Consider the following 24,290-nt stretch of genomic DNA (forward strand, 5'->3'; position numbering starts at 1 on the left):
TATGCCCGAGCCTACGCCCAACCTTCACGCACCGGATACGGCTTCTCACAACGAGGCACTCATCCGGCCACGCCGCCGGTCATCGGCGGTGTGGCCGGTCGAGGTGTTGCCCCGCCATGGGCGGCACCTCGTCCGGCCCGCACCGTCTCAGACGCCCGCGGCGGCCTTCTCGCGCCGGTCGTCGTCCGCCTCGCCCGCGGCGGCCTCGGCCGCGGCGTCGGCGGCCAGCTCCTGCTCGGCCTCCACCAGGCTCGGGTTGCGCCAGGCGCTGCTCACGCCCCAGGCGTAGAAGGCCAGGCCGATCGCGGCCACGACCAGGATGTCCCAGCCCTCGGGCAGGTAGCCACGGCCGCCGTACTCCTTGCCGCCGGCCCACGAGACGAAGGCCATGACCAGCAGGTAGGCCACCATCCAGGCGCCCGCCAGCAGGTGCGGCTTCAGCTCGGCCCACGGCTTGCGCAGCTCGTACCAGGCCCAGATCGGCAGGCCGATCGCCATGATGAAGATGACCTTGCCGGTCAGCGGCCAGCGGGCCCAGTACAGAACGAGCGAGCCGAAGACCATCGCGATCGGCGCGATGATCGGCATGGCGCGCAGCTTCACCGGACGCGGCAGGTTCGGGGAGAGGCGGCGCAGCGACATCACGGCCACCGGGCCGGTGATGTACGAGATGACGGTCGCGACGGAGACGATCTCGGCGAGCGAGCCCCAGCCGCGGAAGACGGCGAGGAACGCGAAGGCGATCACCAGGTTGAGCAGCAGCGCGGGGCGCGGGATGCCGGTCTTGGGGTCGACCTTGCCGAAGATCTTCGGCAGGTGGCCGTTCTCCTGCACGCCGTGGATCATGCGGGAGGTGGTGGCCGCGTAGATCATGCCGGTGCCGGACGGGGAGATGAAGGCGTCCGCGTACAGCAGCAGCGCCAGCCAGTTCAGGCCCCAGGCGGTGGCCAGGTCGGCGAGCGGGGAGTTGAAGGACAGGCTCGACCAGCCGCCGTGCGACAGGTCGGCGGCCGGGACCGCGCCCAGGAAGGCGACCTGCAGGGCGACGTAGATCACCAGCGAGATGATGATGGAGCTGATGACGGCCTTGGGCAGGGACTTGCCGGGGTTGCGCGCCTCACCCGCCATGTTGAGCGGCGACTGGAAGCCGTTGTACGCCCAGACGATGCCGGAGACCGCGACGGCGGTGAAGACCGAGCTCCAGCCGTTGGGGGTGAAGCCGCCGTTGCCGCTGATGTTGCCGGTGTCGAAGTGGGCCAGCAGCAGGGCGCCGGCGGTCAGCGTGGGGACGACCACCTTGAAAACGGTGATCGCGGTGTTGGTCTTCGCGAAGAGGGTGATCGCGAACCAGTTGAGGAAGAAGTAGAAGACCAGCAGGACGGAGGCGAGGAGGACGCCGGTGCCGGTCAGCTCCTTCCCGTCGTACAGGTGCTTCGCCCAGCCGAAGTCCCAGGAGCTCATGTACTGGATGGAGGCGGTGGCCTCACCCGGGATCACGGAGACGATGGCGATCCAGTTGGCCCAGGCGGCCAGATAGCCGGCGAGCGAGCCGTGCGAGTACTGCCCGTACCGGACCATGCCGCCGGCCTTGGGGAACATCGAGCCGAGCTCGGAGTACGTCAGGGCGATGGTCAGCGCGACCGCGGCACCGATCACCCAGGCGAGAATGGCCGCGGGACCGGCCAGCGACGCGGCCCGCTCGGCACCGAAGAGCCAACCGGAGCCGATGATGGAACCGAGGCCGACCGCGGTGAGCGACACCGTCCCGAGCGACCTTTTGTAATGCGAGTGGGAACCTTGTTCAGTGCTCAACGTCCCTGACACTCCCTTCGTCCCCGATAGCTGTACCTGATGCAAACGCGCGTCATCGTACAAGCGAATTGAAGGGGTACCTCACGGGTTTGAGCTGAGTTTGAGGTCCGGTTCTCGCGATCACTCTTTGGACTACATCAGCGCAGGTCAACCACTGGTAAAATCCCTGAGGAGCAGGCATCGAGGATGCTCACCGGGCCCTTCGCGGAATCTTTACCGACCGGGCACGGGATTCATTAATCCCGTCCGTGATCGCGGGTTACCCAAGAGGGAAGCCGCGGCTCTTCCTCAACGTTCGTGCACAGATACCGCGAATGGGCCCGGATGGTCGGGTGACGCGAGTTGAGTCCGATGTGCCGCTTTCCATGCAGCAGCCACGGACCTCAAATCTACCTCAATTTCCCCTCAGCTCAAATTCAGCTCAAATCCATGAGGGATTACCGGAGTTGAGGGCGAAACGATCTGCGGGCGCCGATCGGGGCACCGCCCCGCCCCGGCGAGAGCGGCGGTCAGCGCACCGGAAGGTGGTAAGCGATGCGGTACCGCTCGGCCAGCACCACCACGTCGGCCGTCTCGACGGGGCGGCCGCCCGCGAAATACGTGCGCGTGATGACGAGCACGAAGTGGCCCGGCACCCCGCCCAGCGTCAGCACCTCCTCCGCCCGGCCGGGCCGCGCGGAGACCTCCTCCGTCACGTTGTCCACCACGAGGTCGATGGCGGCCATCCGCTCCACCACACCGCGACCGGCCAGCGGGCCCTCCTCGGGGAGCATCACCGGAGAGCGGCCGGTGACGGCGAGCGGCTCCCAGGAGGTGGAGATCATCACCGCGTCCCCCGCCGCCCGGAACACATAACGGGTGCGCATGACGCGCTCGCCGGGCCGGATGCCCAGCCGCTCGGCGATCTCGCGGCCGGCCTCCTCCTGCTCGCTGCCGGACTCCCAGGTGCCGATGATCCGTTCGTCGGCCTGTTCCTGGCGGAACGGGCTGGACGCACCGCCGACGCGATAGCCGGTGCGCACCAGGCGGCGCGGGACGGGGCGCGCCCGGACATAGGTGCCCGAGCCGGAGCGGCCCTCGACCAGGCCCTCGGCCATCAGCACCTTGCGCGCCTCGAGGGCGACGGTGTCGGAGACCCCGTACTCCTCGCGGATCCGGGCCTGGGAGGGGAGGCGGGTGTGCGGTGGCAGCTCGCCGGTGGTGATCTTCTTCCGGAGGTCGTCGGCGACTCGAAGGTATGCGGGCTGGTCACCAAAGGCCACGTGCGCTCCCCGTGGTTGACAGTCGGCAACAGCTTCGCAACCGAGTGTTGTCGTGCGCAACTGAAGGCCAGAGCTTCACCAGAAGTGGTGAACTGCAGCTCAGGGACGTTTACTTCGACAACAGCGCATAAGGCGGGTATCAATGGCGATCAACGCCCGGACAATCCCGTAGCACTGCCGTGCACAGCCGTGCACGGCGCCGTTCGCCCACCGCTCAGCACCGCTCATCGCCGTGCATCCGCCGGTCCCCGAGGAGCCCGCCCTGCGCACCCGTCCCTCTCCGCGGCCGCTGTCCGCCGCCCTCGCCCTGCTGCTGTGCGCCGCCGCCTGCACCAGTGGAGGGGGATCCCACGACGACTCCGACGGGGTCCCCGGCGCGCGGCCCGGCGCCGCCGGTGTCGGCGACCGGCTCTTCCCCGGGCTCGGCAACGGCGGCTACGACGTGACCCGTTACCGCCTCACCCTCGGCTACTCCCCCGACTCCCACCGCCTCGAGGGCACCGCCGAACTCACCGCCCGCACCACCCGCGCCCTGTCCTCCCTCAACCTGGACCTCGCCGGACTGCGGGTGCGCGGGGCCACGGTCGACGGCGAGCCCGCCAGGACCGCGCGCACCGGTACGGAGCTGACGCTCACCCCCGCCGCCGCCCTCCCCGAGGGCCGCACCTTCAAGGCCACGATCGTCTACGACGGCCGGCCCAAGACCATCTCCGACCCGGACGGCTCGGAAGAGGGATGGATCGAGACCGAGGACGGCGCCGTGGGCCTCGGCGAGCCCACCGGCTCCATGGCCTGGTTCCCGGGCAACCACCACCCGTCCGACAAGGCCGCGTACGACATCACCGTCACGGTCCCGCGGGGCTACACCGCCGTGTCCAACGGCGAGTTGGCCGGCCGCGCCGAGCACGGCGACCGCACCACCTTCCACTGGCGTACCGCCGAACCCATGGCGAGCTATCTGGCCACCGTCGCCATCGACGACTTCGACATCCACACCACGACCACCGACGGCACCCTCCCCCAGTACGTCGCCGTCGACCCCGGACTCGCCGACCGGGCCGCCGGTCTTCCCGACCAGGTCACCGAGGTCATCGACTGGGAGACCCGGACCTTCGGCCGCTATCCCTTCTCCTCCACCGGCGCGATCGTCGCCGACCTGCCCGACCTCGGCTACGCCCTGGAGACCCAGACCAAACCCGTCTTCCCGTCGCCGCCGGGCGAGGCGCTGCTGGTGCACGAACTCGCCCACCAGTGGTTCGGCGACTCCGTCACGCCCCGGGCCTGGAAGGACATGTGGCTCAACGAGGGGTTCGCCACCTACGCCGAGTGGCTGTGGGAGGAGGACCACGACGGCCGCACCGCCCAGGAGATCTTCGACGACTTCTACGACGGCACGGACGACGAGAGCGAAGGCATCTGGGCCTTCCCGCCCGCCTCCCCGCCCAGCGCCGGCCGGGTCTCGGACCCGCCGGTCTACGGGCGCGGGGCGATGGTGCTGCACAGGGTGCGCGAGGCCGTCGGCGACAAGACCTTCTTCGCCATCCTGCGCGCCTGGACCCGCGACCACCGCCACGGCAACGCCGACACCCGGCAGTTCATCGCGCTGTGCGAGAAGAAGGCGGGCCAGGACCTCCAGGACCTGTTCGACGTGTGGCTGTACGGCGACGGCAAGCCGGCCTCGGCCACCGCGCCCACTCGGTGACGCGGCCGTGTTCGAATGGACTCCCGAGGGCACTCTTGCGACATGAAGCCCATACGCACACATCACGACACCTCTCGGCCCCGAGCCTGGCTGCGCTACGGAGCGGCGGCGACGGCCGTCGCCGCCACGGCCGTGGTCGGCGCCTCGGCGGTCGAGGCGGACAGCGCCTGGTACCGAGGGCTGCGCAAGCCGGACTGGCAACCGCCGCCCTGGGCGTTCGCCGCCGTGTGGACACCGCTGTACGCCACGATCGCGTACGCGGCCGGCCACGCGCTCGGCCGGGCGGACAACGCACGCCGGCGCTGCGGACTCCTCGGGAGCCTGGCGGTCAACCTGGCGCTGAACGCGGAGTGGAACCGGCTGTTCTTCACTCTCCGCAGCCCGGGCGCGGGGCTGGCCGGCACCCTGCTGCTCGACCTGAGCAACGCCGACCTGCTGCGCCGTACCGCCCGCGTCGACCGCACCGCGGCGCGTGTCCTCGCACCGTACGCCGCCTGGTGCTGCTTCGCGACCGCTCTGAACGCCTCGATCGCCCGCCGGAACCGCCGGCCGAAGCGCATCCCTCCCCGGCGCGGCTGACCCGGGAGGCTCCCGCGTCCTTGATTACAGCCGCTCCGGCCGGCTTCCACGCGCGCGACATCAGCTAGAGTGAACGAGTGCCCAGCGGGCACCCATACGGGCTGTCTTGACGGCAGAGGGGAGGCTGGACGTGAGCGGTGCCGAGTCGGCTGCGCCGACGACCCTCGCGGAGAAGCTCGACACGCTGTTCCGCGTCGTGCGGCGGCCCAATCGTGAGCAGTTCAGCCATGAGGAGGTCGCCCGGGCGTGCCGGGAGGCCACCGGTGAGAGCTTCTCCGCCACGTACATGTGGCAGTTGCGGACGGGCCGCCGGGACAATCCCACCAAGCGGCATCTGGAAGCGCTCGCCCAGTTCTTCGACGTCCCGGTCGCGTACTTCTTCGACGACGACCAGGGGGCGGCCATCGCCAAGGAGCTGGAGCTGCTGGGGGCCCTGCGGGACGCCGGGGTCCGGAGCGTGGCGCTGCGGGCGGTGAACCTGTCGCCCGAGGGCGTGAACACGATCAGCGACATGATCGATGTCCTCGCCCGGCGGGAAAGCGCGGCCGGCGGCGGTGAGCAGAGGCGTACGCCGGCGGACGGCGAGCGCTCCGGCGGCTGACCCGGACGGACACGTCGCACGGGGCCGGAGTCACACGGGGACCACGGGCACACGGGACCACGGGGGAAGGAGCAGCGCGTGCGCAGCGGCCGGAGCCACAAGCCCCTGTGGCAACGATGTCGGCGTCTGGTGGACGGCCTGGACCTGCCGACCCCGTTCGACATGGACGAGTTCATCGGAAGGCTGGCGCGCACCAGGGGCCGGCCGATCGACCTCATGCCGGTCGCGGCGCGGCCGCACCTTCCGTGCGGGCTGCTCGTCACCACCGACCGCGCCGACCGCATCCTCTATCCCGCGGACACCACGCCCCTGCACCAGCAGCACATCCAGCTGCACGAGGTCGCCCACCTGTTATGCGGTCACCATGAGACCTCCCCAGCGGCGTCCTCCGCGGCCACGGTCCTGCTGCCACACCTCCCGGCCTCTCTGGTGCAGCGGGTTCTGGGGCGCACCGTCTATACGGAGCCACAGGAGGAAGAGGCCGAACTCGTCGCGTCCCTGATCCTCCACCGCGCGGCGGAGCTCGACCGGGCGGACGCGGCCCGACGGTCCTCGACCGGGCCGGAAGAGGCCCGGCTCCGCTCCCTGTTCGGCTCACCCGAGCAGCGGCTCCCGGGCCGGCGGGCCGCCCGGCGGCGCTCATGGCGAGCCTGACCGCGTCCCTCGCCGCCCTGGTCTTCCTGGTGTTCGCGGTGCACCGGCTGGTGATCACCCGCGGGGGGAGGGCCGATTCGGCCCAGCGCGACGTGGCCGGGTTCGCGCTGTGCGCGGGAACGGCGATGCTGCTCAACGCCCCGGTGGTGCTGGACGCGCTGGATCACCTCGTCCCCTCCCCCGCCACCGAACTCCTCGTGACGTACGAGCTGAAGGCCGCCGCCGCCACCTTCCTCTCGCTGGTCGCGCTCGCCCTCGGACCGCCGGGGTCCGGCTCCGCGCCGGTGCGGCGACGCCGCCGGATCCGCGCCGCCGCCGCCGTCCAGGCGGCGGCGCTGGCGCTGTTCCTCACCGCCGGAGTCGCCGAGGAAGGCGCCTCGGCCGTGGCCGCGCCCGGCCGGGCGTGGGCCCTCGCCGCGTACAACGTCCTCTTCGCCGGCTACATCTGCTGGTGTCTGTATGTCCTCGCGCGAGCCCTGTTCCGGCACACGCGCCGCACTCCCCCGGGCCCGCTGCGCATGGGCCTGGGACTGGCCGCGCTGGCCACGGCAACGGGGGTGGTGTGGGCGCTGTGGGCGCTGGACGACGCCGCCGCCAATGTCGCCGCCGGGCGGCAGGACATGGGCGAGGACCTCCTCTCCACGACCCTCGGCATGGTCACGGCCGTGCTGGCCGCCGCCGGTGCCACCGCCACCCTGTGGGGCGACCGGGTCGCCCGCCCCCTGCGCCGGCTGCGCGCCCGCCACGCCCACAAGAGGCTGGAACCGCTGTGGTCGGCGCTCTACGCCGAACTGCCCGAGATCGCGCTGGATCCGCGCGCCGCGCGCCGGTCCCCCGGGCTGCGCCAGGCGGAGTTCGCCCTGTACCGCAGGGTCATCGAGATCCGGGACGGCAGCCTGGCGCTGCGGCCCTACCAGCAGCCGGAGGCGCCCACCTGGGCCGGGGAGGCGCTGGGCCGCGCCGGCCCGGCGACGGCCGTCGGCAACCCTGAAGCAGCCCTGACAGCGGCCGTCATCGAAGCGGCCGTCATCGCCGCGGCACTGGAGAACAAACGGGCCGGCCGGCCGCGCGGAGGGACACCGGACCCCGGCCGCCGGACACCGGCGGCACGCCTGGAGACCACCGAGGACGAGGCGGCCTGGCTGGTCCGGGTCACTCACGCGTTCACCCGTTCCCCCGTGGTCGGAGAGGTCCGGGACCGCACCCGCGACCAGGCCGCGGCGGCGGCCGGCACCGCCGGTCAGCCCTGAGGCATCGCCCGGGTGACGGTCGTGGTGCAGTCCATGAACACGCTCAGATGGCTGTTGCCGGTCGTGATGGTCATGGTCGTGGGCAGCGCGTCCGCGACCTCGGTGTCCGCCGGCTCCAGGGCCTGGAGGGCCAGAACTCCGTTCATAACCGCCTCCTTGGGGGTTCGTCAGGTGAGGGTGAGAGTTCGTCGGCGACGATATTAGCTCAGATGAATGAGATCGAGAAGCACATTCATATCAGTTGACACCCGGGGTGCCGTTCGCCATCGTGTGGTGCGTCAACCGGTGCGAGAAGAGCGGGCCCGCCCACTTCGCCGTACTGGACGGTCTCGCGTACGCGGCCCCTGGAGAGACGGATGAGGAAACCGTACGGATTCACTGTCGCCGACCCGGACTTCTACGCACCGCTGGAGAGCGCCCCCGCGCTCGGCAGGCTGTTCCGTCCGAGCCGTGTCCCGGACGGGTGGACATCCGACCGGACGGGCGTGTGGACCATGTGGCGGCCCCAGGACGCGGTGCTCGCCGAGTGCGGCTGGAAGGTGCACGTCTCGGCCCGGCCCGACCGCCTCGACCAGGTGCTCGACCTCGCCACCGGCGTCCTCTTCGAGCAGGGCGTCCCCTTCAAGCACCTCGCCGCGGAGCTGTTCTACCAGTGGACGCACCACAAACACGCGGCCCGTCCGCAGAGCGGCAAGTTCATCGCCGCCTATCCCCCGGACGTGGCCGCGTCCCGCAAGCTGATGGAGGCCCTGAGCGAGGCGCTGAAGGACGAGGAGGGCCCGTACGTCCTCAGCGACCGGCGGTTCGGCGAGTCCCGCACGGTGCACTACCGCTACGGGGCCTACCGGAGGCTGGAACGGCTCAAGCCGGACGGCACGGCCCTGCCGCTGGTCCGTGACGGCCACGGGAACCTGGTCGAGGACCGGCGCGGGGTGGCGTTCCACCTGCCCGCCGGCATCCAGGACCCGTTCGAGGAGTCCGCCCCCGCTCCCGGCGGCGAGCTGTCCTTCGGCGGGTACACCTTCGAGGCCGTGCTGCGGCCCAGCAACGGCGGAGGCGCGTACCGGGGCCGGGAGAACAGCACCGGCCGCAGCGTGTTCATCAAGGAGGCACGGCAGCACACCGGTGTCAGCGCGGGCGACATCACCGCGACCGAACGGCTGCGGGCCGAGTGGGAGACGCTGAAGACCCTGCACGCCGCCGCCCCGGGGCTCGCCCCCGAGCCGATCGCCTACTTCCGGGAATGGGAACACGAATTCCTGGTCACCGAGTTCATCGAGGGCCGCAACCTGAACGGGTGGACCGTCGCCCACAACCCCTGCATCAGAACGGCGCCCACGCCCGAGGACTTCGCCGACTACTTCGCGCGGTGCGAGCGGATCGTCGCGGAGACGGAAGAGGCCCTCGCCAGGCTGCACGCCCTCGGCTTCGTCTTCGTCGACGTCAGCCCCGGCAATGTGATGGCCACGGACGACGGTGGGATCCGGCTGATCGACTTCGAGGCGGCCGCGCGGACCGGCGCCGACTTCACGCCCATGGGCACACCGGGGTTCAGCCCCCCACACGACCTGGTGGGCGGGGACCCGGAGCGCTACGACCACTACGGACTGTGCGCGATCGCCCAGTTCCTGGTCTTCCCCCTGAACCTGGTCGTCCAGCGCAACCCCGACACGCTGACGCACCTGCGCCACGGCATCGAGGACACCGCGCCGGTACCGGACTCCCTGTGGTCGCGCGCCACCCGCTACCACCCGCCGCGCGAGACCCCACCGCTGCCCGCGCCCGAAGAGGTGGAGAGCGACCCCCTCGCGCATCTGGCCGCCCTGCGGGACGCCACCGCGGACGCCCTGGTGGCGATGGCCGATCCGGACCACGCGGAGCGGGTGTTCCCCACCGTCCCGGAAGGCTATCTGTCCAACACCCTGTGCCTGGCCTACGGCACCGCCGGTGTCCTGCACGCGCTGTCCCGGGCCGGACGGCCGCTCCCCGAGGGCGCGCTGGAACGGCTGCGGCGCGACGCCCTTTCCGCCGCGCCGACCCTGCCGCCCGGGCTGCACATGGGCCTGTCGGGCATCGCCTGGGTCCTCGCGGACCACGGGCTGCTCCAGGAAGCGGCCGACCTGCTCGCCACGGCCGACCTCCATCCCCTCACCACGCGGACCGCCACCCTCGCCGGAGGCGGCGCCGGTGTCGCCCTGGCCCATCTCGCCCTGTACGGCCGCACCGGCGACGAACACCACCTCGACCGGGCCCGGGCCCTCACCGCCGCGCTACCGCCCGACAGCGAGCTGACCGCGCGCCTCGGCCCCGACGACGCGGTCGGTCTGCTGCACGGCCGCAGCGGCATCGCCCTGCTGCTGCAGCAGCTCGCCCGGGTCACCGGGGACCGCGGCCCGCTCACCCGTGGCGTACGGCTGCTCCACGCGGAACTCGACCGCGCCTCCGACCCGGCGGCCCCCGACCTGTCCTTCCCGGTCTCCGAGACGGACCGCCGCGCGATGCCCTACCTGTACAGCGGCAGCGCCGGAGTCACCTTCGCGGTGTCCCGCTACACCGCCGCCGTGGACGACGAACGGCTGGCCGCCGCCCTGCCGCGGCTGCTCGCCCGGCTCGACTCGCGGTTCACCGCGATGCCCGGGCTGTACCAGGGGCTGTCGGGCCTCGGCCTGGCCCTGACCGAGCACGCCCGCCTCACCGGCGACGCCGAGGCCCGGCGGGCGGCGCTGCGGGTCGCGCGGGCGCTGTACGCCCACGCCGTGCCGCACGAGGACGGGGTGCGCTTCCTGGGCGACCAGACCTTCCGGTACAGCGCCGAACTCTGGAGCGGTTCGTCAGGGGTGCTGCTCTTCCTCAGCCAACTGCTCGACCCCGCCCCCGATCCGTTCTTCACCGTGGACGCGATCGCCGCACGGTCCTGAGAGGCCCCACGAGTTCCCGGCCGCGTCCGTCGGCCGGGTGTCACCGGCACATCCCATCAGTGAGAAGGAGACCGACCATGCCTCAGATCCTGGAACTGCAGGAGCTCGAGAACAGCCACGGACCCGACGAGGACGGCGTCGAGGAGTGGAGCACGCTCAGCGGGGTCTGCCAGAGCGACTTCAGCGCCGTCTGCTAGCAGCACCGGCGACGAGAGCGTCACGCCACCAGCGGGGAGGTGCCCGGACGCCGGGCACCTCCCCGCCCGGCCAAGGAGTCCGGCCTTGAACCAGATTCTGAAACTGCAGGAACTCGCGTCCGAGGTGAAGAGCGAGGAGGAGGGCGTGGTGGAGTTCAGCACGCCGAGCGTGGCCCTCTGCTCCCCGCCCTGGCTCACCACCCTCTAGCGACGCCGGTCCACGCCGGCAGCACGACGAGCGGGGCCCGTGCGGCGGGAAGACCCCGTCCGCACGGGCCCGCTCCAAGCCCCCGACTTCTCCTCTCTGGCTGGTCCCATGAACGATGTCACCGCCGTACCCGAGACCCCGCCGTTGAGCCGGGAGCGGTTCGCCGGGCTGCTCGACGCGGGGACCTCCGTCGAACGCCGGTGCCTCCTGTACGAGCTGACCGGCGGCATCCCGGGCTGGCTCGCCACGCTGGCCCCGCTCACCGACCCCGAACTGCGCGAGCTGGCCCGCACCGGCCTGTTCCCCGGCCCGCTCCCGCAGCACGCCCGCGAGCCCGACCGGCTCGGCCCGGTCGAGCGAGACGTCGTCCGGGCGGCGGCCGTGCTGGGCGACCCGTTCGACCCGGCGCTCGCCGCCGCCGTCGCCCGCCGCGGGGCGGCCGCCGTGCTCCCCGCCCTGGACGTACTCGCCGAGCGGGGCATCATCAGCCCCCATACGGTCGGCACGCCGCTCTTCCGGTTCCGCCACCCGCTGCTGCGAGCCGTCGTGTACGCCCGGATCCCGCCCGGCGCCCGGATCGCCGCCCACGCCCGGGCCGCCGAGGTGCTGGACGAGACCGGAGCCGAGCCCGCCCAACGGGCCGTCCATGTCGCCCGGTCCGCCGCCCCCGGCGACCTCTCCACGGTACGGCTGCTCGCCGACGCGGCGGACCACGTCCTCGGCTCCGCCCCGGAACGTGCCGTGGAATGGCTGCGCGCCGCCCGCCGGATCGCTCCCTTCGACGCGCCGCCCGCGCTGCGCCGCCGACTCGTGCTCGCGCTCTGGCGGGCGGCGGAGCGCGCGGGGGACCACCGCCTGTGCCGCGAACTGCTGCCGGAACTCGGCGACCTGGAGGACGCCACGGCGGTGGCCGAGCTGCGCGCCCGTCTGGCCATCGACCTCGGCCGGCACGACGAGGCGCGCGACCTCCTCACCGCGGGCCTGCGGGCCGCCCCCGAGGACAAGGCCCCGCCCCTGCGCCTGCGGCTCGCCCTGCTGGCGGCCGTCCGCGGCGAACTCCCCGCCGTACGGGAGCTGCTGGCCGAGGACAGGGGACCGGAGGCGGCGGCCGTCGTGGCGCTGGCCGGCGCGGTGGCCGGGCACACCGCCGACTACCGCGCGGGGGCGGCCGCCGCGGCGGCCTTCCTGCGCGCCATGGACGCCGCGGCACTGGCGGAGCACGTCGAGACCGTCGTCCGGCTGGGCTGGGCGGCGCACGTCGCCGAGGACTTCTCCGCCGCCGCCGGTCTCTTCGCCCGGGGAGTCCGGGCGGCGCGCCGGGCCGGACGGTCCGGTGCGCTGCCCCGGCTCCTGCTGGGGCACGCCTGCGCGCTGCTCGCCCTGGGGAGGCTGGCGGAGGCGTTGCGGTCGGCGGAGGACTGCGAGGCACGCGCGAGCACGCTGCACCGCCCCGACCTGGCCGGGTTCGCCCGGCTGCTCCGCGCGTCCGCCCTCACCTGGCGCGACGGCTGCCCGCGTACGGGGGCCGCGGCCGCGGCCGCGGCGCCGGCCGCGGTCGAGCGGCTGTGGTGGGCCGTTCTGCCGCCCGAGGCCGGCCGTCGGCCGCCGGGGAACGAGGGCCACGACGGCCCCGGCGGCTCCGGCAGCCGCGACGGCGATGACGGCCCCGGCGGCCCCGCCGGCCCCATCAGCCACGACGCCCCCGGCAGCCCCGACAGCCCCATCAGCCACGACGCCCCCGACAGCCCCGACAGCCCCATCAGCCACGACGCCCCCGACAGCCCCGACAGCCCCATCAGCCACGACGCCCCCGACAGCCCCGACAGCCCCGGCAACCTTGAAGGCTCTGGCGTCCTTGAAGGCTCGGGGGCCGGCGTGCCGCGCACCGCGCCCGGGCGACGCGCGCGCGACCTGTACGCCAGGGCGGAGGCCGCCGACGACGGCCGCGCGCTGCCGCTGCTGCGCGAGGCCGCGTCCGGCTTCGCCGACCGGCGCATGGCCCTGTGGGAGGGCCACACCCGTCTCCTGCTGGCCCAGCGGCTGGCCCGCGCCGGGGAGCTGTCGGCGGCCGCCGAGGAGGCGGGGCGCGCCAAGGCGCTGGCGGTGGCGACGGGATCCGGCCGGCTGCGGCGGCTGGCCATCGACCAGCAGCGTGCGATCGGGGGGCGCCGGCCCAGGGTCGGCGCCGCCGCCACGCCCGCGCTGTCGGTCCGGGAGTCGGAGATCGTCCGGATGGTCCGGCTGGGCATGCCGAACCGCGATATCGCGGACACCCTGGTGATCTCCGTGAAGACCGTCGAGGCCCATCTCACCCGCATCTTCCGCAAGACCGGCGTACGGTCCCGGACGGCTCTGGCCGCGGCCGGGGCGGGCGGCACCGCACCCGGCTGATCAGGGCCGTCCGGCCCGCGACCCCTGAGGCACGCGCGGGGCCTGCGCCGTCCAGTGACCGACGAGTGCCGCGTACGCCGGGCTGGTGGCGCTGAGTTCGGCGTGGCTGCCGAGGACGGGGCGCTCTCCGTCGAGGAGCAGGACGCGCCGGGCCCGGGCCGCCGTGGTCAGCCGGTGGGCGATCACGACGAGTGTGCCTGGGCGGGCCGCGAAGGCGGTTTCCGCCACGGCCTCCGCCGCCATGTCGAGATGGCTGGTCGCCTCGTCGAGGACCACGACCCGGGCCGGTGAGGCGTACACCCGCGCCAGCGCGATGAGCTGGCGCTCTCCGCTGGAGAGCGTGCCGGCCGGGTCCGGCACCTCCGCGTCGTAGCCGCCGAGGCGGGCGACGAGCTCCCGCGCCCCGACCGCCGCCACGGCCCGGTCCAGCGCGGCGGTGTCCAGGTCCGGCGCGAGATAGCGGAGGTTGTCGCCGACCGTGCCGGGGAAGACGTACGCCTCCTGGGGCAGCAGCGCCACCCGCCCCGCCCGGACCGGCTGCCCGGCCATCGTCACCGTGCCGTCGAGCGGCGTCTCGACCCCGGCGAGGAGTCCGGCGAGCGTCGACTTGCCGATGCCGCTGGGGCCGACGATCGCGAGGTGGTCGCCGGAGGGGACGACCAGGTCCAGCCCGCGCAGCACCGGTGCGGCGTGCGGCCCGTAGGCGAATGTCAGGTTCCGGACCTCCAGGTCTCCCTCCCGTGGCGCCTCTGCCACCACGCCCGGAGCCGGCACCGGCACCGGCACCGGCACCGGCACCGGCACGGGATCGTTCGAAACATCCGGTACATCCGGTACGTCCGAGGCCGCGGCCAGCCGGCCGCTCAGGACGCGCAGTTGGCTCCAGTATCCGGCGACCGAGCCGGTCATCAGCTCGAGGGCGGGCACCAGATACACCGTGACGTACATGACGGCGCCGACGACCGCCCCGGCCGAGACGCCGCCCCGCTGCACCAGCGCGGGTGCGGTCAGCAGGATCAGCAGCACCGGAAGCTGGCCCCCGACGAGGACGACCGGGGTGCGGACGGCGCCGGCCCGCGCCACGGCGAGGGCCGTCGCGACGGAGGCGTCCGCGGCGTCCCGCACATCGGAGGCCGCACGTTCCTCGGCACCCAGCGCCGTGATGTCCCGCCCGGCCGCGAGGACCTCGCCGGTGACGGCGGCCACCCGCTCCTCGGCGGCGAGAAAGTTCTGCCGGCGGCGGATGACCGTCCGCATGCTCACCAGGAAGACCACGACGGCCACCGCCAGCGGCACCCCGACCAGGGCCGCCAGGAGCGGGTCGAGCACGGCCAGGCCGGTGAGCGCGGCGACCAGGGTCACGGCCAGCGGCCGCGCCGTACGCAGCAGCGCCCCCACGATCCCGCGCACCGCGTCGACCTGGCCGGTCAGCCGTGCCACATCCGTCGCGTCAGCGGTGCGGACCCGGTGAACGGCGGCGTACAGAGTGCCGTGCACGAGCCGTCGGACGAGTTCGTCGCGCAGCGGTTCGACGATGTGGGACAGCGGCTCGAAGACGGCGCGCTCGGCGGCGGCCCGGAGGGCATAGAGCACGCCGAGCAGGGTCAGCCAGGCGAGTCCCGTGGCCGGGCGCCCGTCCAGGAATCCCTGGTCCAGGGCGCGCCCCAGCACCCAGCCGGAGGCCAGCGCCGGAGCCGCCTCCACGGCCGACCAGGCGGCGACGCGGAGCGCCGGGGCGCGGGTGCCGCGCAGCGCGGCGCGCAGCAGGCGCAGCCCGGGGCGCCAGTCGGCGATCTCGGTCACGACGGCTCCTCCTCGACGGCGGACTCCTCGACGGCGAACACCGCCCGGTAGGCGGGGTCCGACCAGAGTTCGGTGTGCGGGGCCACCGCGCGGACGCGGCCGTCGGCGAGCCATACGACGAGGTCGCAGCGGGCGGCGGTGGTGACCCGGTGGGCCACGACGAGCCTCGTCCGGCCCGCCAGCGCGCCCGTGACGGCCTCGCTGACCTCGGCCTCGGTGACCGTGTCCAGGCCCGAGGTGGCGTCGTCGAGGACGTACACATGAGCGTCGTCCCGGGCCAGCGTCCTGGCGAGGCCGACGCGTTGCCGTTCGCCTCCGGACATCGGGGCGGAGTGCAGCGGCGTGTCGTAGCCGTCGGGCAGGCGCCGGACGAAACCGTCCGCGCGCGCGAGGCGGGCGGCGCGTTCCACCGCCGCGCGGGAGGTGTCCGGGCGGCCGTACGCGATGGTGTCGTGCAGCGTCGTCCCGATGAGCAGGGGGCGCTCGAAGGCGTAGGCGACGGCGCGGCGCAGCTCGGCCGCGGTCAGGTCGCGCAGGTGGACGCCGTCGAGGAGCACCTCGCCCTCGTCCGGTTCGGTGAGCCGGCCGGGCAGGCCGGCGAGCAGGCTCTTGCCCGAGGCCGTCCGGCCCACGAGGGCGACCGAGAGGCCGGCCGGGACGTCCAGGTCGACGCCGTCCAGCAGGGTCTCGCCGTCCCGCCGCACGGTGACCTTGCGCAGGCTCAGCGAGCCACGGACACCGGCCGGGCCCCCGGCGCTCCCCCGGCCGTACACCGGGGGCGGGGCGGCGAGGGTGGCCGCCACCCGATCCGCGGCCGCCCTGGCCTGGGCCAGCGTGAGCTGCGCCTCGATCTGCCGCAACGCCTGGAAGGCGAGTTGGAGGTATCCGGCGACGGCGAGCAGCTGGCCCGACGACAGCCGGCCCTGGGTGACGCCGAGTCCGGCGATGGCGAGCACGAGTGCCTCGGTCAGCGACAGCAGCAGGCCGAACTGCCAGACGGTGCCCCGCTGGATCCGCCACATCCGCCGGCCCACGGCCGACAGCTCCGACAGCGGCTCCAGCACGCGCGCCCGCTCGGCGTGGAGCGTGCCGGAGGCCCGTACGGTCCGGGCGCCGGAGAGCGCGGTGAGGAGCCGGTTCGCGATCTCGCCCTGGGCGGCCAGATACGCGGAGTGGGTCTCGGTGACCCGGCCGATGAAGCGGCGGGCGACCACGACCGCGATCGGGGCCGCCAGGCTGAAGGCCAGGGCCGAACGCCAGTCCGTGGTCCACAGCCAGGCGAGCGCCACGAGCGAGCCGGACAGCGTCACCGTCCACTGCGCGAGGGCCACGGGCACCATCCCGGCTTGCACGGCCGCCTGGGTGACCTGGGTGACGGACTCGCCGTGCGGCTGGGGCCGCCTGGCTCCGAGGCCGATGAGGTGCCGCGCGAGGCGCATGCGGAGCCGGCGGGCGTCGCACGCGGCGCCGAAGGTGCCCAGGGGCATCAGGAGGGCCTCGCAGACCCCGCCGACCGCCACCACCACCGCCCACTCCACCGCGGGACCCGGATCGCTCGACCCGCGCAGGACGCCGTCCACCGCGGCCGCGAGCAAGGCGGGGGTGAGGAGGACGGTGGCGCTGCGCAGCAGCATCAGGGCGGCGAGGAGAGCGAGTCGGCCTCGGCTGTGCCGTACGGAATCCCACAGCAGACGGCGGCCGGAGGGGGCGGGCGGGGAAGACGGGGCGGGTGAGGCGGCGGGAGGCTCAGCCAACGGGCTGCCTCCCCGCGTCGGCGGCGCTCTCGCGTTCGGTCTGCTCGGCCTGCTCTGTCGTCTTCTCCGTCTTCTCCGCCTTCTCGGTCTTCTCCGCCTTCTCGGTCTTCTCGGTCTTCTCCAATACGCGGGCGGCGACCTTCAGGATCGCCGGCAGACCGGGCATGCCGGACTGGCTGACGGTGCCCCGGTGGGCCGAGACGGCGGGGCCCATGGGCACCAGGTGGTACCCGTCCTCCTCCAGAAGTCGAAGGTTGCGCTGAACCGCGGGCCGGAGCAGGGCGTTCTCCGGGATGCTCGGGGCGATCAGCACCGGTGCTCCCGTGCACAGGACGGTGGTGAGGGCGAGGCTGTCGGCCATGCCGGCCGCGCACTTCGCGACGAAGTTGGTGGTGGCCGGGGCGGCGATCACGAGGTCCGGCCACTCGGCCAGCTCCTGGTGGGGCACGACCCCCCGTTCGGTGGGCCAGTCGGGGCCCTCGACCGGGGCCTGGGTCAGGGCGGCCAGCGCGTGCCGGGACACGAGCCGGTCCGCGGAGTGGGTGAGGCAGACGCGGACGGACCAGCCGTAGCGGAACCGCAGGGCCAGGACCCATTCGGGAAGAGCGGTGACGCCGATGGCGCCGGAGGAGACGAACAGGACGCGTCCCCGCCCGAGCGTCACCCTGGGCAGCCCCCGTGGAGGGGCGGGGCGCTCGGCGGAGACCCGCGTCGCGCCCTCGTTCTGCGGTTCCGGCACGGTGGTTCCTCTCAGCCGATCGGAGATGTGTACGTCGGGTCGGGCTGGGTCGGGTGCGTCTCGGCGCGTCAGACGTCCGTACGCCCGCAGGTGCCGTCGCACGTGACGCCGCCGCATGTGCCGAGGCAGGTGAACCAGCAGATGGCGGCTGTCTCCTCCTCGCTGGGCAGGAGTTGCAGCGCGTCGAGGTCGGTGTCCATGCGTTCTCTCTCCTCTGTCGGTGGTGTGTCGTGGTGTGTAGCCGGTGGGTCTCGCCGGCTGTCCGGGGTCAGGACAGCGGCATCCAGGGCCGCGGCCCGCCGTGGGCGAGCCTCAGCAGGAAGTGGATCGGTCCGCCGAGGCCGGTCTGGTGGTCCGCCCGGACCGCGGAGCCCGTCTCGTCCGGGATGAGGAGCAGGCCGTCCCGGACGGTGTGCCGCTGGTGCAGCACGGCGGCCAGGTCCTCGGCCCAGCGGCGGTACGGCCCGTCGGGAACCGCCTCCGCGAGGTCGAGCAGGAACTCGCCGTCGCCCGCGAGCCCGTGGCAGGCGGCGGTGGGTGAGGACCAGCGGACCCGGTGGACGGCCACGGCAGCCTCCCGCGCCGGCCCCAGGAAGGAGTCGTCGCCGGTGGCCAGAGCCAGCCCCAGGAGGAACGTGCCGACTCCGGAGGAGCCGCTGCACCAGTGGTAGAGGAGTCCGGTGCCGGGCGGCTGCGCCGCGTCGGAGCGCCATCGGGCACCCCAGGGGCCGCGCTCCGCCTCGGCCACCAAGGTCCGCCCCGCGGCGGTCGCGAGGTCGGTGTACCGGCGGTCCCCGGTCTCCCGCGCGGCGTACAGCAGGAAGGCTCCGACCCCGGCCACACCATGGGCGAAACCGAGGTGGCGGGCACCGGCCAGCGCGGAGTCGAAGTCGTCCGGCACCGGCCACCACACGCCCCGCGAGGTGGTCTCCGCCACCGCCACCAGGCGGTCCGCGCACTCCCCCGCGCGTGCCAGGAACTCCGCGCGCCCGGTGCGGTGCCAGAACCGCAGGTGGGCCAGGCCGGCTCCGGCCACCCCGTGGCACACGTCGGGGTTGGGCCAGGACACGGGTACGGACAGGGCGAGCCCGGTGGCGCGGTCGGCGAGGCCGGTGTCACCGAGGTGGCGCGCGGCGTCGTACAGCGCCCAGGCGGTACCCGAGCGGCCGAAGTACAGGCCGGGAAGGGCGCGGGGCGCTTCCGCGCTCCTGGCGTCGATCCAGTCGGCGACCCGCGCGATCGCGTCGCGCAGACCGGCCCGGTCCAGCAGTTCGTCGGCGCGGACGAGGGCCGCCAGGACACCCGCCGCCCCGTGCTGAACGGCGCACGGGTCGGCCTTGTCGCCGAAGGGCCCGGCGGGCCACAGCCGCTCCGCCCCGCCGGCCGGGTCCGCCATGCCCCGCAGCACGTACGTGAGCCCGTCGTCGACGAGCCGCAGCCACTCGGCCCGCCCGGGCGGCCGCGCGACATCCGCCGCGGCCACCGTGGCCGACACCGCGGCCGTGGTGGGGGTCCGGGAGCGCCCCGGCTCGCGCAGGCCGTCGAGGAAGTCCAGGACGCGCCCCACGCTCCAGCGCCGCGCCGGGTCCTCCCGGGTGAGGCCGAGCACGGCGGGCGCCAGCAGCCGCGCGGCGGGCCGCTCGCCGGCGACCGCGTCCAGCAGCCGGCGGATCCGCTCGCCATGCGCGCGGCCGACCGGCCCGCCGCCCCGTCCGCCGCCCCGTCCGCCGGCCCGTTCGCCGCCCCGTCCGCCGGCCCGTCCGTCGGCCGCGAAGACCGGCGCGACGCCGGTGGCCAGGTAACACAGCACCGCGCCGAGCGAGTAGAGGTCCGACTCCGGGCCGAACGCGGGGCCGTAGCGCGGTCCGGCCTCCTGCTCCGGGGAGGCGAAGCCGGGGGTCATCGCCCGGGTGGTCCACATGCCGGGGGCAGTCGCCCACTCCGGGTCGATCAGCACCAGCCGCCACTCGGGGGTGACCATCACGTTGTTCGGCGTGAGGTCCTGGTGGACGAGGCCCCGGCGGTGCACCTCGGCGAGCAGCCGGGCCAGGTCCCGCGCCACCTCGACGGCCTCGGCGGGCGCCATCCCGCCGTCGTCCGGCGCCTCCACCACGCGCGTCCGTACCCACCGCGCGAGCGGTTCCCCGTCGACCAGGCCCTCGACCAGGAAGGCATGCCCGTCCTGGTCGAACTCGTGCACCAACTCCGGGCAGACACCGGCCAGGCCGGACAGGTTCCGGGCCTCGCGGCGCAGCAGCGCCCGGGCGTCCTCGCTGGTCAGACCGCCGCCCACATGAGCCCTCGCCTGTTTGACGACGACCTCCCGCCCGGTCTTGCGGTCCAGCGCCCGGTAGACACCGCCGCGCGCGGAGTGGCGGATCGCCTCCCGCACCTCGAACCGGTCGGCCAGCAGCACCGGCCCGGGCTCGGCCGGAGGCTTCGCCGCCCGCCCCGGGGGCCCGTCGAGCGGCAGGACCGCCCACCCGGGCGGGGCGAACCACGCCGTGCGGTGGTCGGTCACCAGGGTGCCGTCGGGTGCCTCGATCCGCGCCTCGTAGGAGCCGTCGTCGGTCAGCACCGGCTTCCCGAGGAACGCGCCGTACCGATAATGGACCAGGCTGCCCTTGCGGTACGGGCGGTCGGAGAGGATCGCCGGACCCGGCAGCCCTGCCGTCGCCGCGTCCAGCTCCTCGGCCAGCGATCTGAAGCGGTCGTCGTCGCGGGGGTACGCGGTGATGATCTTGCCGCACTGGGCGCGGTCGCAACCGGCCGACGTCATCTCGTCGACCAGCCGGACACTTCCGGCGAACTTGAAGGCGCACCCCGCGGCGACGAGCACCTCGGCGGCGCGGTGCAGAACGTGCGGCACCGACAGCGGTGTCGCCGACACATGGAGCTTCCAGCCCTGGATCCGCGCCCGATGGGCCGGCGGGCTGACGTGACACCAGGTGTCGTCCTCCTCGAACGTCCAGTCCTCCGCGTCCAGTTCGGCGAGGACGGACCGCACGACGCTGTGCAACGGGAAAGTGAGCACGGAACGGCCTTCTGCCTTCTGTCCGGTTCGATGGGAGGCGCGGATCGGCGCGGCACCCATCGTGTCCGCGCGGCGCCGGCCTCGACATCGGGGGAATCCCCACAACGCCGCCGCCCACGCCGAGCGGCCTCCGGAACCGCGCCGACGGCGCGACCCGCCACCAGCCGCTCAGCCACCAGGGGAAGACGAGCGACCCACCTGGAGCCGGCTGACCACGCCGGAACAGGTCACGGCCGGTCCTTCCGGCCGCGTGCCCGCCGGAAGCGCTCCAGGCCCTCGGCGAGCCCCACCACCGGGTCGGGGTAGTCGAGCGCGGCGCGATCGGGTCCCGGCAGCTTCCAGGGCTCGTGCACCGCGGGGGCTCCGACACCCTCCAGCTCGGGCACCCAGTGGCGCACATACGCGCCGTCGGGGTCGTACCGCCTGGCCTGGGTGACGGGATTGAGCACCCGGTTGGGCCGGGTGTCGGTGCCGGTTCCGGCCACCCACTGCCAGTTGAGCTGGTTGTTGGCCACGTCCCCGTCGACCAGCCAGTACAGGAAGTGGGCGGCGCCGACGCGCCAGTCGACGTAGAGCGTCTTGGTCAGGAAGCTCGCGGTCAGCAGCCGGGCGCGGTTGTGCATCCAGCCCTCGTGCCGGAGCTGCCGCATCGCCGCGTCGATCACCGGGTAGCCCGTACGGCCCTCCTTCCACGCCTCGATGTCGGCCTCGGCGGTGCGTCCGGTGCGCCAGCGGTCGTGTCTGGTGCGGTAGTCGGCGCGGGCGGCGCCGGGGCGGGCGGCGAGGACCTGGCGGTGGAAGTCGCGCCAGGCGAGCTGCCTGACCAGCGCCTCGGCACCCGGGCCGCCGTGGCGGCGGGCGCGGTGGACGAGTTCCACCGGGGACAGGGTGCCGAAGTGAAGGTGTGCGGAGAGCCGGGACGTGGCGTCGGCGGCCAGGTCGTCGCGGGTGTCGGCGTACGCGTCCAGGCCGTGCCGCCAGTAGGCGGTCATCCGCCTCCGGCCCTCGCTCTCCCCTCCGGCCGGGAGGGCGGGCGAGACACCGGTGACCTCACCGCGGGCGGGCAGCGGCTCGCCCATGACGGCGTCGGGGACGCGGACGCGGCGCGGGGCGGCCACGGCGGCGCGCAGCGGGGCCCGGGCCCACTGCCGGTAGTACGGGGTGAACACCGCGAAGTGGTCCGACGAGGACGGCGTCACCTCGCCGGGCGGCACGGCCACGGTCACCGCGTCGTGGACGAGCAGGCGGCGCCCCTCGCGCTCCAGGGCCCGCCGGAGCCGCTCCTCGCGCCGCGTGGCGAAACGGCTGTGCGCCGCCGCCATGCGCACCTCGTCCGCGCCCGCCTCGCCCGCCACCCGGCACACCTCCTCCACCAGGTCGCCGGAGCGCACCACGAGCCGTCCGCCGCGCTCGCGCAGGGACGCGTCGAGGTCGGCCAGGCAGTCCGCGAGGAAGGCGCCGCGATTGGGGGCGGCGAACCCCGCCGCCGTCACGGCGTCGTCGCGTACGAAGAGCGGGACGACCGCGTCGGCGGCCTCCAGCGCCGCGCGCAGCGGCGGATGGTCGTGCAGCCGCAGGTCCGAGGTGAACAGGACGACCGGGACGGGCATGGGTCTCAGTTCCCCTCCGGGGGACGGCGGCGGTCGGCGCGGACGGCCGAGTCCTCGACGGACGGGGCCGCTTCGCCGGACGGGGTCGCTTCGGACCCGCCGCCCGGCCCGGCATCGGCCGGCCGGGGGGCGGGCCGGCGCTGCTGCCGCGCGCGTTCGGCGGCGCGGACGATATTGCGGGCCATGCCGCCGAAGACGACCGCGTGGAAGGGCGAGACGCCCCACCAGTACAGATGGCCGAGCAGTCCGCGCGGGTGGAACAGGGCCCGCTGCCGGTAGTTCGCGCCCCCGGCCCCGTCGTCGTAGACGTACATCTCCAGCCAGGCCAGTCCGGGCAGCCGCATCTCGGCGCGCAGCCGCAGCAGCCGCCCGCGCTCGATCTCCTCCACCCGCCAGAAGTCCAGCGAGTCGCCGGCCCGCAGCCGCCGGGCGTCCCGCCGCCCCCGGCGCAGGCCCACGCCGCCGACGAGGCGGTCGAGCCAGCCGCGCACCGCCCAGGCCAGCGGGAAGGAGTACCAGCCGTTCTCCCCGCCGATGCCCTCGACGACGTCCCACAGCGCGTCGGGCGCCACGTCCGCGTGACGTTCCCGTACGTCGCCGTAGAGGCTGCCGCCGGCCCAGTGCGGGTCGGTGGGCAGCGGATCGCTCGGGGCGCCCGGCACGGAGGCGGACGACCAGCGGGTGGCGACCTGCGCGTCGCGCACGCGCTGCAGCGCCAGGACGACCGCCTGGTCGAAACCGATCGGATGGCCGGGCGGGCTGGGCACATACCGCTCGATGTCCCGGTCCCGGCACACCACCTCATGGCGCAAGGACTCCGTCAGCGGACGCGCGATCGAGGCCGGCACGGGGGTCACCAGGCCGATCCAGTGGCTGGACAGGCGGGGTGTGAGCACCGGCACGGGCAGGATCAGCCGCCGGGGCAGCCCGGCCACGGCGGCGTAGCGGCGCATCATCTCGACGTACGTGAGCACCTCCGGGCCGCCGATGTCGAAGGCCCGGTGCACCTCGGGCGGCAGCGCCGCGCAGCCCACCAGGACACGCAGGACATCCCGTACGGCGATCGGCTGGATCCGGGTGCGCACCCAGCGCGGGGTGACCATCACCGGCAGCCGCTCGGTGAGGTAGCGCAGCATCTCGAAGCCGGCCGATCCGGAGCCGATGATGACGGCGGCGCGCAGAACGGCCGTCGGCACGCCGGATCCGAGCAGGATGCGGCCCACCTCGGCGCGGGACCGCAGGTGCGGCGACAGCTCGCGCTCGGGCACGCCGGCCGGGGTCAGCCCGCCCAGGTAGACCAGCCGGCGGACGCCGGCCCGCCGCGCCCGCTCGCCGAAGATCCGCGCCGCCTCGCGGTCGGTGCGCTCGAAGTCACGGCCGGTGCCGAGCGCGTGCACCAGGTAGTAGGCGACGTCCATCCCCTCCATCGCCGCCGCCACCGAGCCGGCGTCGGTGACATCGCCCCGTACGACCTCCACCCGGCCGGCCCACGGCTGATCGCGCAGCTTGCGCGGCGTACGGACCAGGCAGCGCACCCGGTACCCGGCGTCCAGCAGCTCCGGCACCAGCCGGCCGCCGATGTACCCACTCGCCCCCGTCACCAGACAGGTCGCCACCTCACGCCCCGCCGCCCGGTCCCCGGTCTCCGCCATGACCACCTCACCGTCCGGCCGCACGCTCTCTCCCTCCACCCTGCCGCCGGCTCACCCGGAGGCGCCCCATGCGCGCGGCATTCGGGTGAAGTGTTCCGGGCGGACAATATCTGTGCTCGCGGAG

General features: G+C 74.0%; 18 protein-coding genes. 8 read left to right on the forward strand and 10 right to left on the reverse strand.

What is annotated here, in order from left to right; translation table 11 throughout:
* Window positions 1–147 precede the first annotated feature (147 nt).
* Complete coding sequence (locus ABFY07_RS18515) at window positions 148–1,812, reverse strand: APC family permease (RefSeq protein WP_346175548.1); 1,665 nt, start codon at window positions 1,810–1,812, stop codon at window positions 148–150.
* Between the two features lie 509 nt (window positions 1,813–2,321).
* The gene (locus ABFY07_RS18520; RefSeq protein WP_346175549.1) at window positions 2,322–3,074 is read right to left on the reverse strand and encodes a GntR family transcriptional regulator; all 753 of its coding nucleotides are present in this window, start codon (window positions 3,072–3,074) and stop codon (window positions 2,322–2,324) included.
* Between the two features lie 262 nt (window positions 3,075–3,336).
* Here ABFY07_RS18520 and ABFY07_RS18525 point away from each other — a divergent pair, with 262 nt between their 5' ends.
* From ABFY07_RS18525 to ABFY07_RS18545, 5 genes are all read left to right on the forward strand, one after another.
* Window positions 3,337–4,776, forward strand: a complete 1,440-nt coding sequence (locus ABFY07_RS18525) for a M1 family metallopeptidase (RefSeq protein ID WP_428836957.1) — start codon at window positions 3,337–3,339, stop codon at window positions 4,774–4,776.
* A gap of 42 nt (window positions 4,777–4,818) precedes the next feature.
* Window positions 4,819–5,355, forward strand: coding sequence for a TspO/MBR family protein (locus ABFY07_RS18530; RefSeq protein WP_346175551.1), 537 nt, complete (start codon window positions 4,819–4,821; stop codon window positions 5,353–5,355).
* Between the two features lie 130 nt (window positions 5,356–5,485).
* A complete protein-coding gene (locus tag ABFY07_RS18535; RefSeq protein WP_065964006.1) occupies window positions 5,486–5,956 on the forward strand; it encodes a helix-turn-helix domain-containing protein in 471 nt (156 codons plus the stop codon).
* 78 nt (window positions 5,957–6,034) lie between these two features.
* Window positions 6,035–6,610, forward strand: a complete 576-nt coding sequence (locus ABFY07_RS18540) for a ParH-like protein (protein WP_346175552.1) — start codon at window positions 6,035–6,037, stop codon at window positions 6,608–6,610.
* Entirely contained in the window at window positions 6,598–7,860 is a 1,263-nt protein-coding gene (locus ABFY07_RS18545; protein ID WP_346175553.1) for an MAB_1171c family putative transporter, read from the forward strand. Before ABFY07_RS18540 ends, ABFY07_RS18545 begins: the two co-directional genes overlap by 13 nt.
* Here the strand turns inward: ABFY07_RS18545 and ABFY07_RS18550 are convergent.
* Window positions 7,851–8,006, reverse strand: coding sequence for a hypothetical protein (locus ABFY07_RS18550; RefSeq protein WP_346175554.1), 156 nt, complete (start codon window positions 8,004–8,006; stop codon window positions 7,851–7,853). The genes ABFY07_RS18545 and ABFY07_RS18550 overlap by 10 nt on opposite strands.
* Before the next feature lie 210 nt (window positions 8,007–8,216).
* On the opposite strand from ABFY07_RS18550, the gene lanKC reads away from it, so the two are divergent.
* The 3 genes from lanKC to ABFY07_RS18565 all read left to right on the forward strand — a co-directional run bounded on the left by lanKC (window position 8,217) and on the right by ABFY07_RS18565 (window position 13,574).
* Complete coding sequence (lanKC, locus tag ABFY07_RS18555) at window positions 8,217–10,778, forward strand: class III lanthionine synthetase LanKC (RefSeq protein WP_346175555.1); 2,562 nt, start codon at window positions 8,217–8,219, stop codon at window positions 10,776–10,778.
* A gap of 282 nt (window positions 10,779–11,060) precedes the next feature.
* A complete protein-coding gene (locus tag ABFY07_RS18560) occupies window positions 11,061–11,183 on the forward strand; it encodes a hypothetical protein (protein ID WP_346175556.1) in 123 nt (40 codons plus the stop codon).
* Between the two features lie 108 nt (window positions 11,184–11,291).
* Complete coding sequence (locus ABFY07_RS18565; protein WP_346175557.1) at window positions 11,292–13,574, forward strand: helix-turn-helix transcriptional regulator; 2,283 nt, start codon at window positions 11,292–11,294, stop codon at window positions 13,572–13,574.
* On the opposite strand, the gene ABFY07_RS18570 is transcribed toward ABFY07_RS18565, so the two are convergent.
* From ABFY07_RS18570 to ABFY07_RS18600, 7 genes are all read right to left on the reverse strand, one after another.
* The gene (locus ABFY07_RS18570; protein ID WP_346175558.1) at window positions 13,575–15,377 is read right to left on the reverse strand and encodes an ABC transporter ATP-binding protein; all 1,803 of its coding nucleotides are present in this window, start codon (window positions 15,375–15,377) and stop codon (window positions 13,575–13,577) included. It lies immediately after the preceding gene.
* The gene (locus ABFY07_RS18575) at window positions 15,374–17,131 is read right to left on the reverse strand and encodes an ABC transporter ATP-binding protein (protein ID WP_346175559.1); all 1,758 of its coding nucleotides are present in this window, start codon (window positions 17,129–17,131) and stop codon (window positions 15,374–15,376) included. Before ABFY07_RS18575 ends, ABFY07_RS18570 begins: the two co-directional genes overlap by 4 nt.
* On the reverse strand, window positions 17,124–17,870 hold the full coding sequence (locus tag ABFY07_RS18580; protein WP_346175560.1) for a flavoprotein: 747 nt from the start codon (window positions 17,868–17,870) through the stop codon (window positions 17,124–17,126). Before ABFY07_RS18580 ends, ABFY07_RS18575 begins: the two co-directional genes overlap by 8 nt.
* Window positions 17,871–17,938: 68 nt before the next feature.
* Complete coding sequence (locus ABFY07_RS18585; RefSeq protein ID WP_211301783.1) at window positions 17,939–18,070, reverse strand: ALQxL family class IV lanthipeptide; 132 nt, start codon at window positions 18,068–18,070, stop codon at window positions 17,939–17,941.
* Window positions 18,071–18,138: 68 nt separating this feature from the next.
* On the reverse strand, window positions 18,139–20,904 hold the full coding sequence (gene lanL / locus ABFY07_RS18590; protein ID WP_346175561.1) for a class IV lanthionine synthetase LanL: 2,766 nt from the start codon (window positions 20,902–20,904) through the stop codon (window positions 18,139–18,141).
* 227 nt (window positions 20,905–21,131) lie between these two features.
* A complete protein-coding gene (locus ABFY07_RS18595; RefSeq protein ID WP_346175562.1) occupies window positions 21,132–22,514 on the reverse strand; it encodes a cryptochrome/photolyase family protein in 1,383 nt (460 codons plus the stop codon).
* A gap of 5 nt (window positions 22,515–22,519) precedes the next feature.
* Window positions 22,520–24,166 (reverse strand): SDR family oxidoreductase, encoded by a 1,647-nt coding sequence (locus tag ABFY07_RS18600; RefSeq protein WP_346175655.1) that lies wholly within the window; start codon window positions 24,164–24,166, stop codon window positions 22,520–22,522.
* Window positions 24,167–24,290 lie beyond the last annotated feature (124 nt).

It is taken from the genome of Streptomyces sparsogenes subsp. cuspidosporus (assembly GCF_039532705.1).
Lineage (GTDB): Bacteria > Actinomycetota > Actinomycetes > Streptomycetales > Streptomycetaceae > Streptomyces > Streptomyces sparsogenes.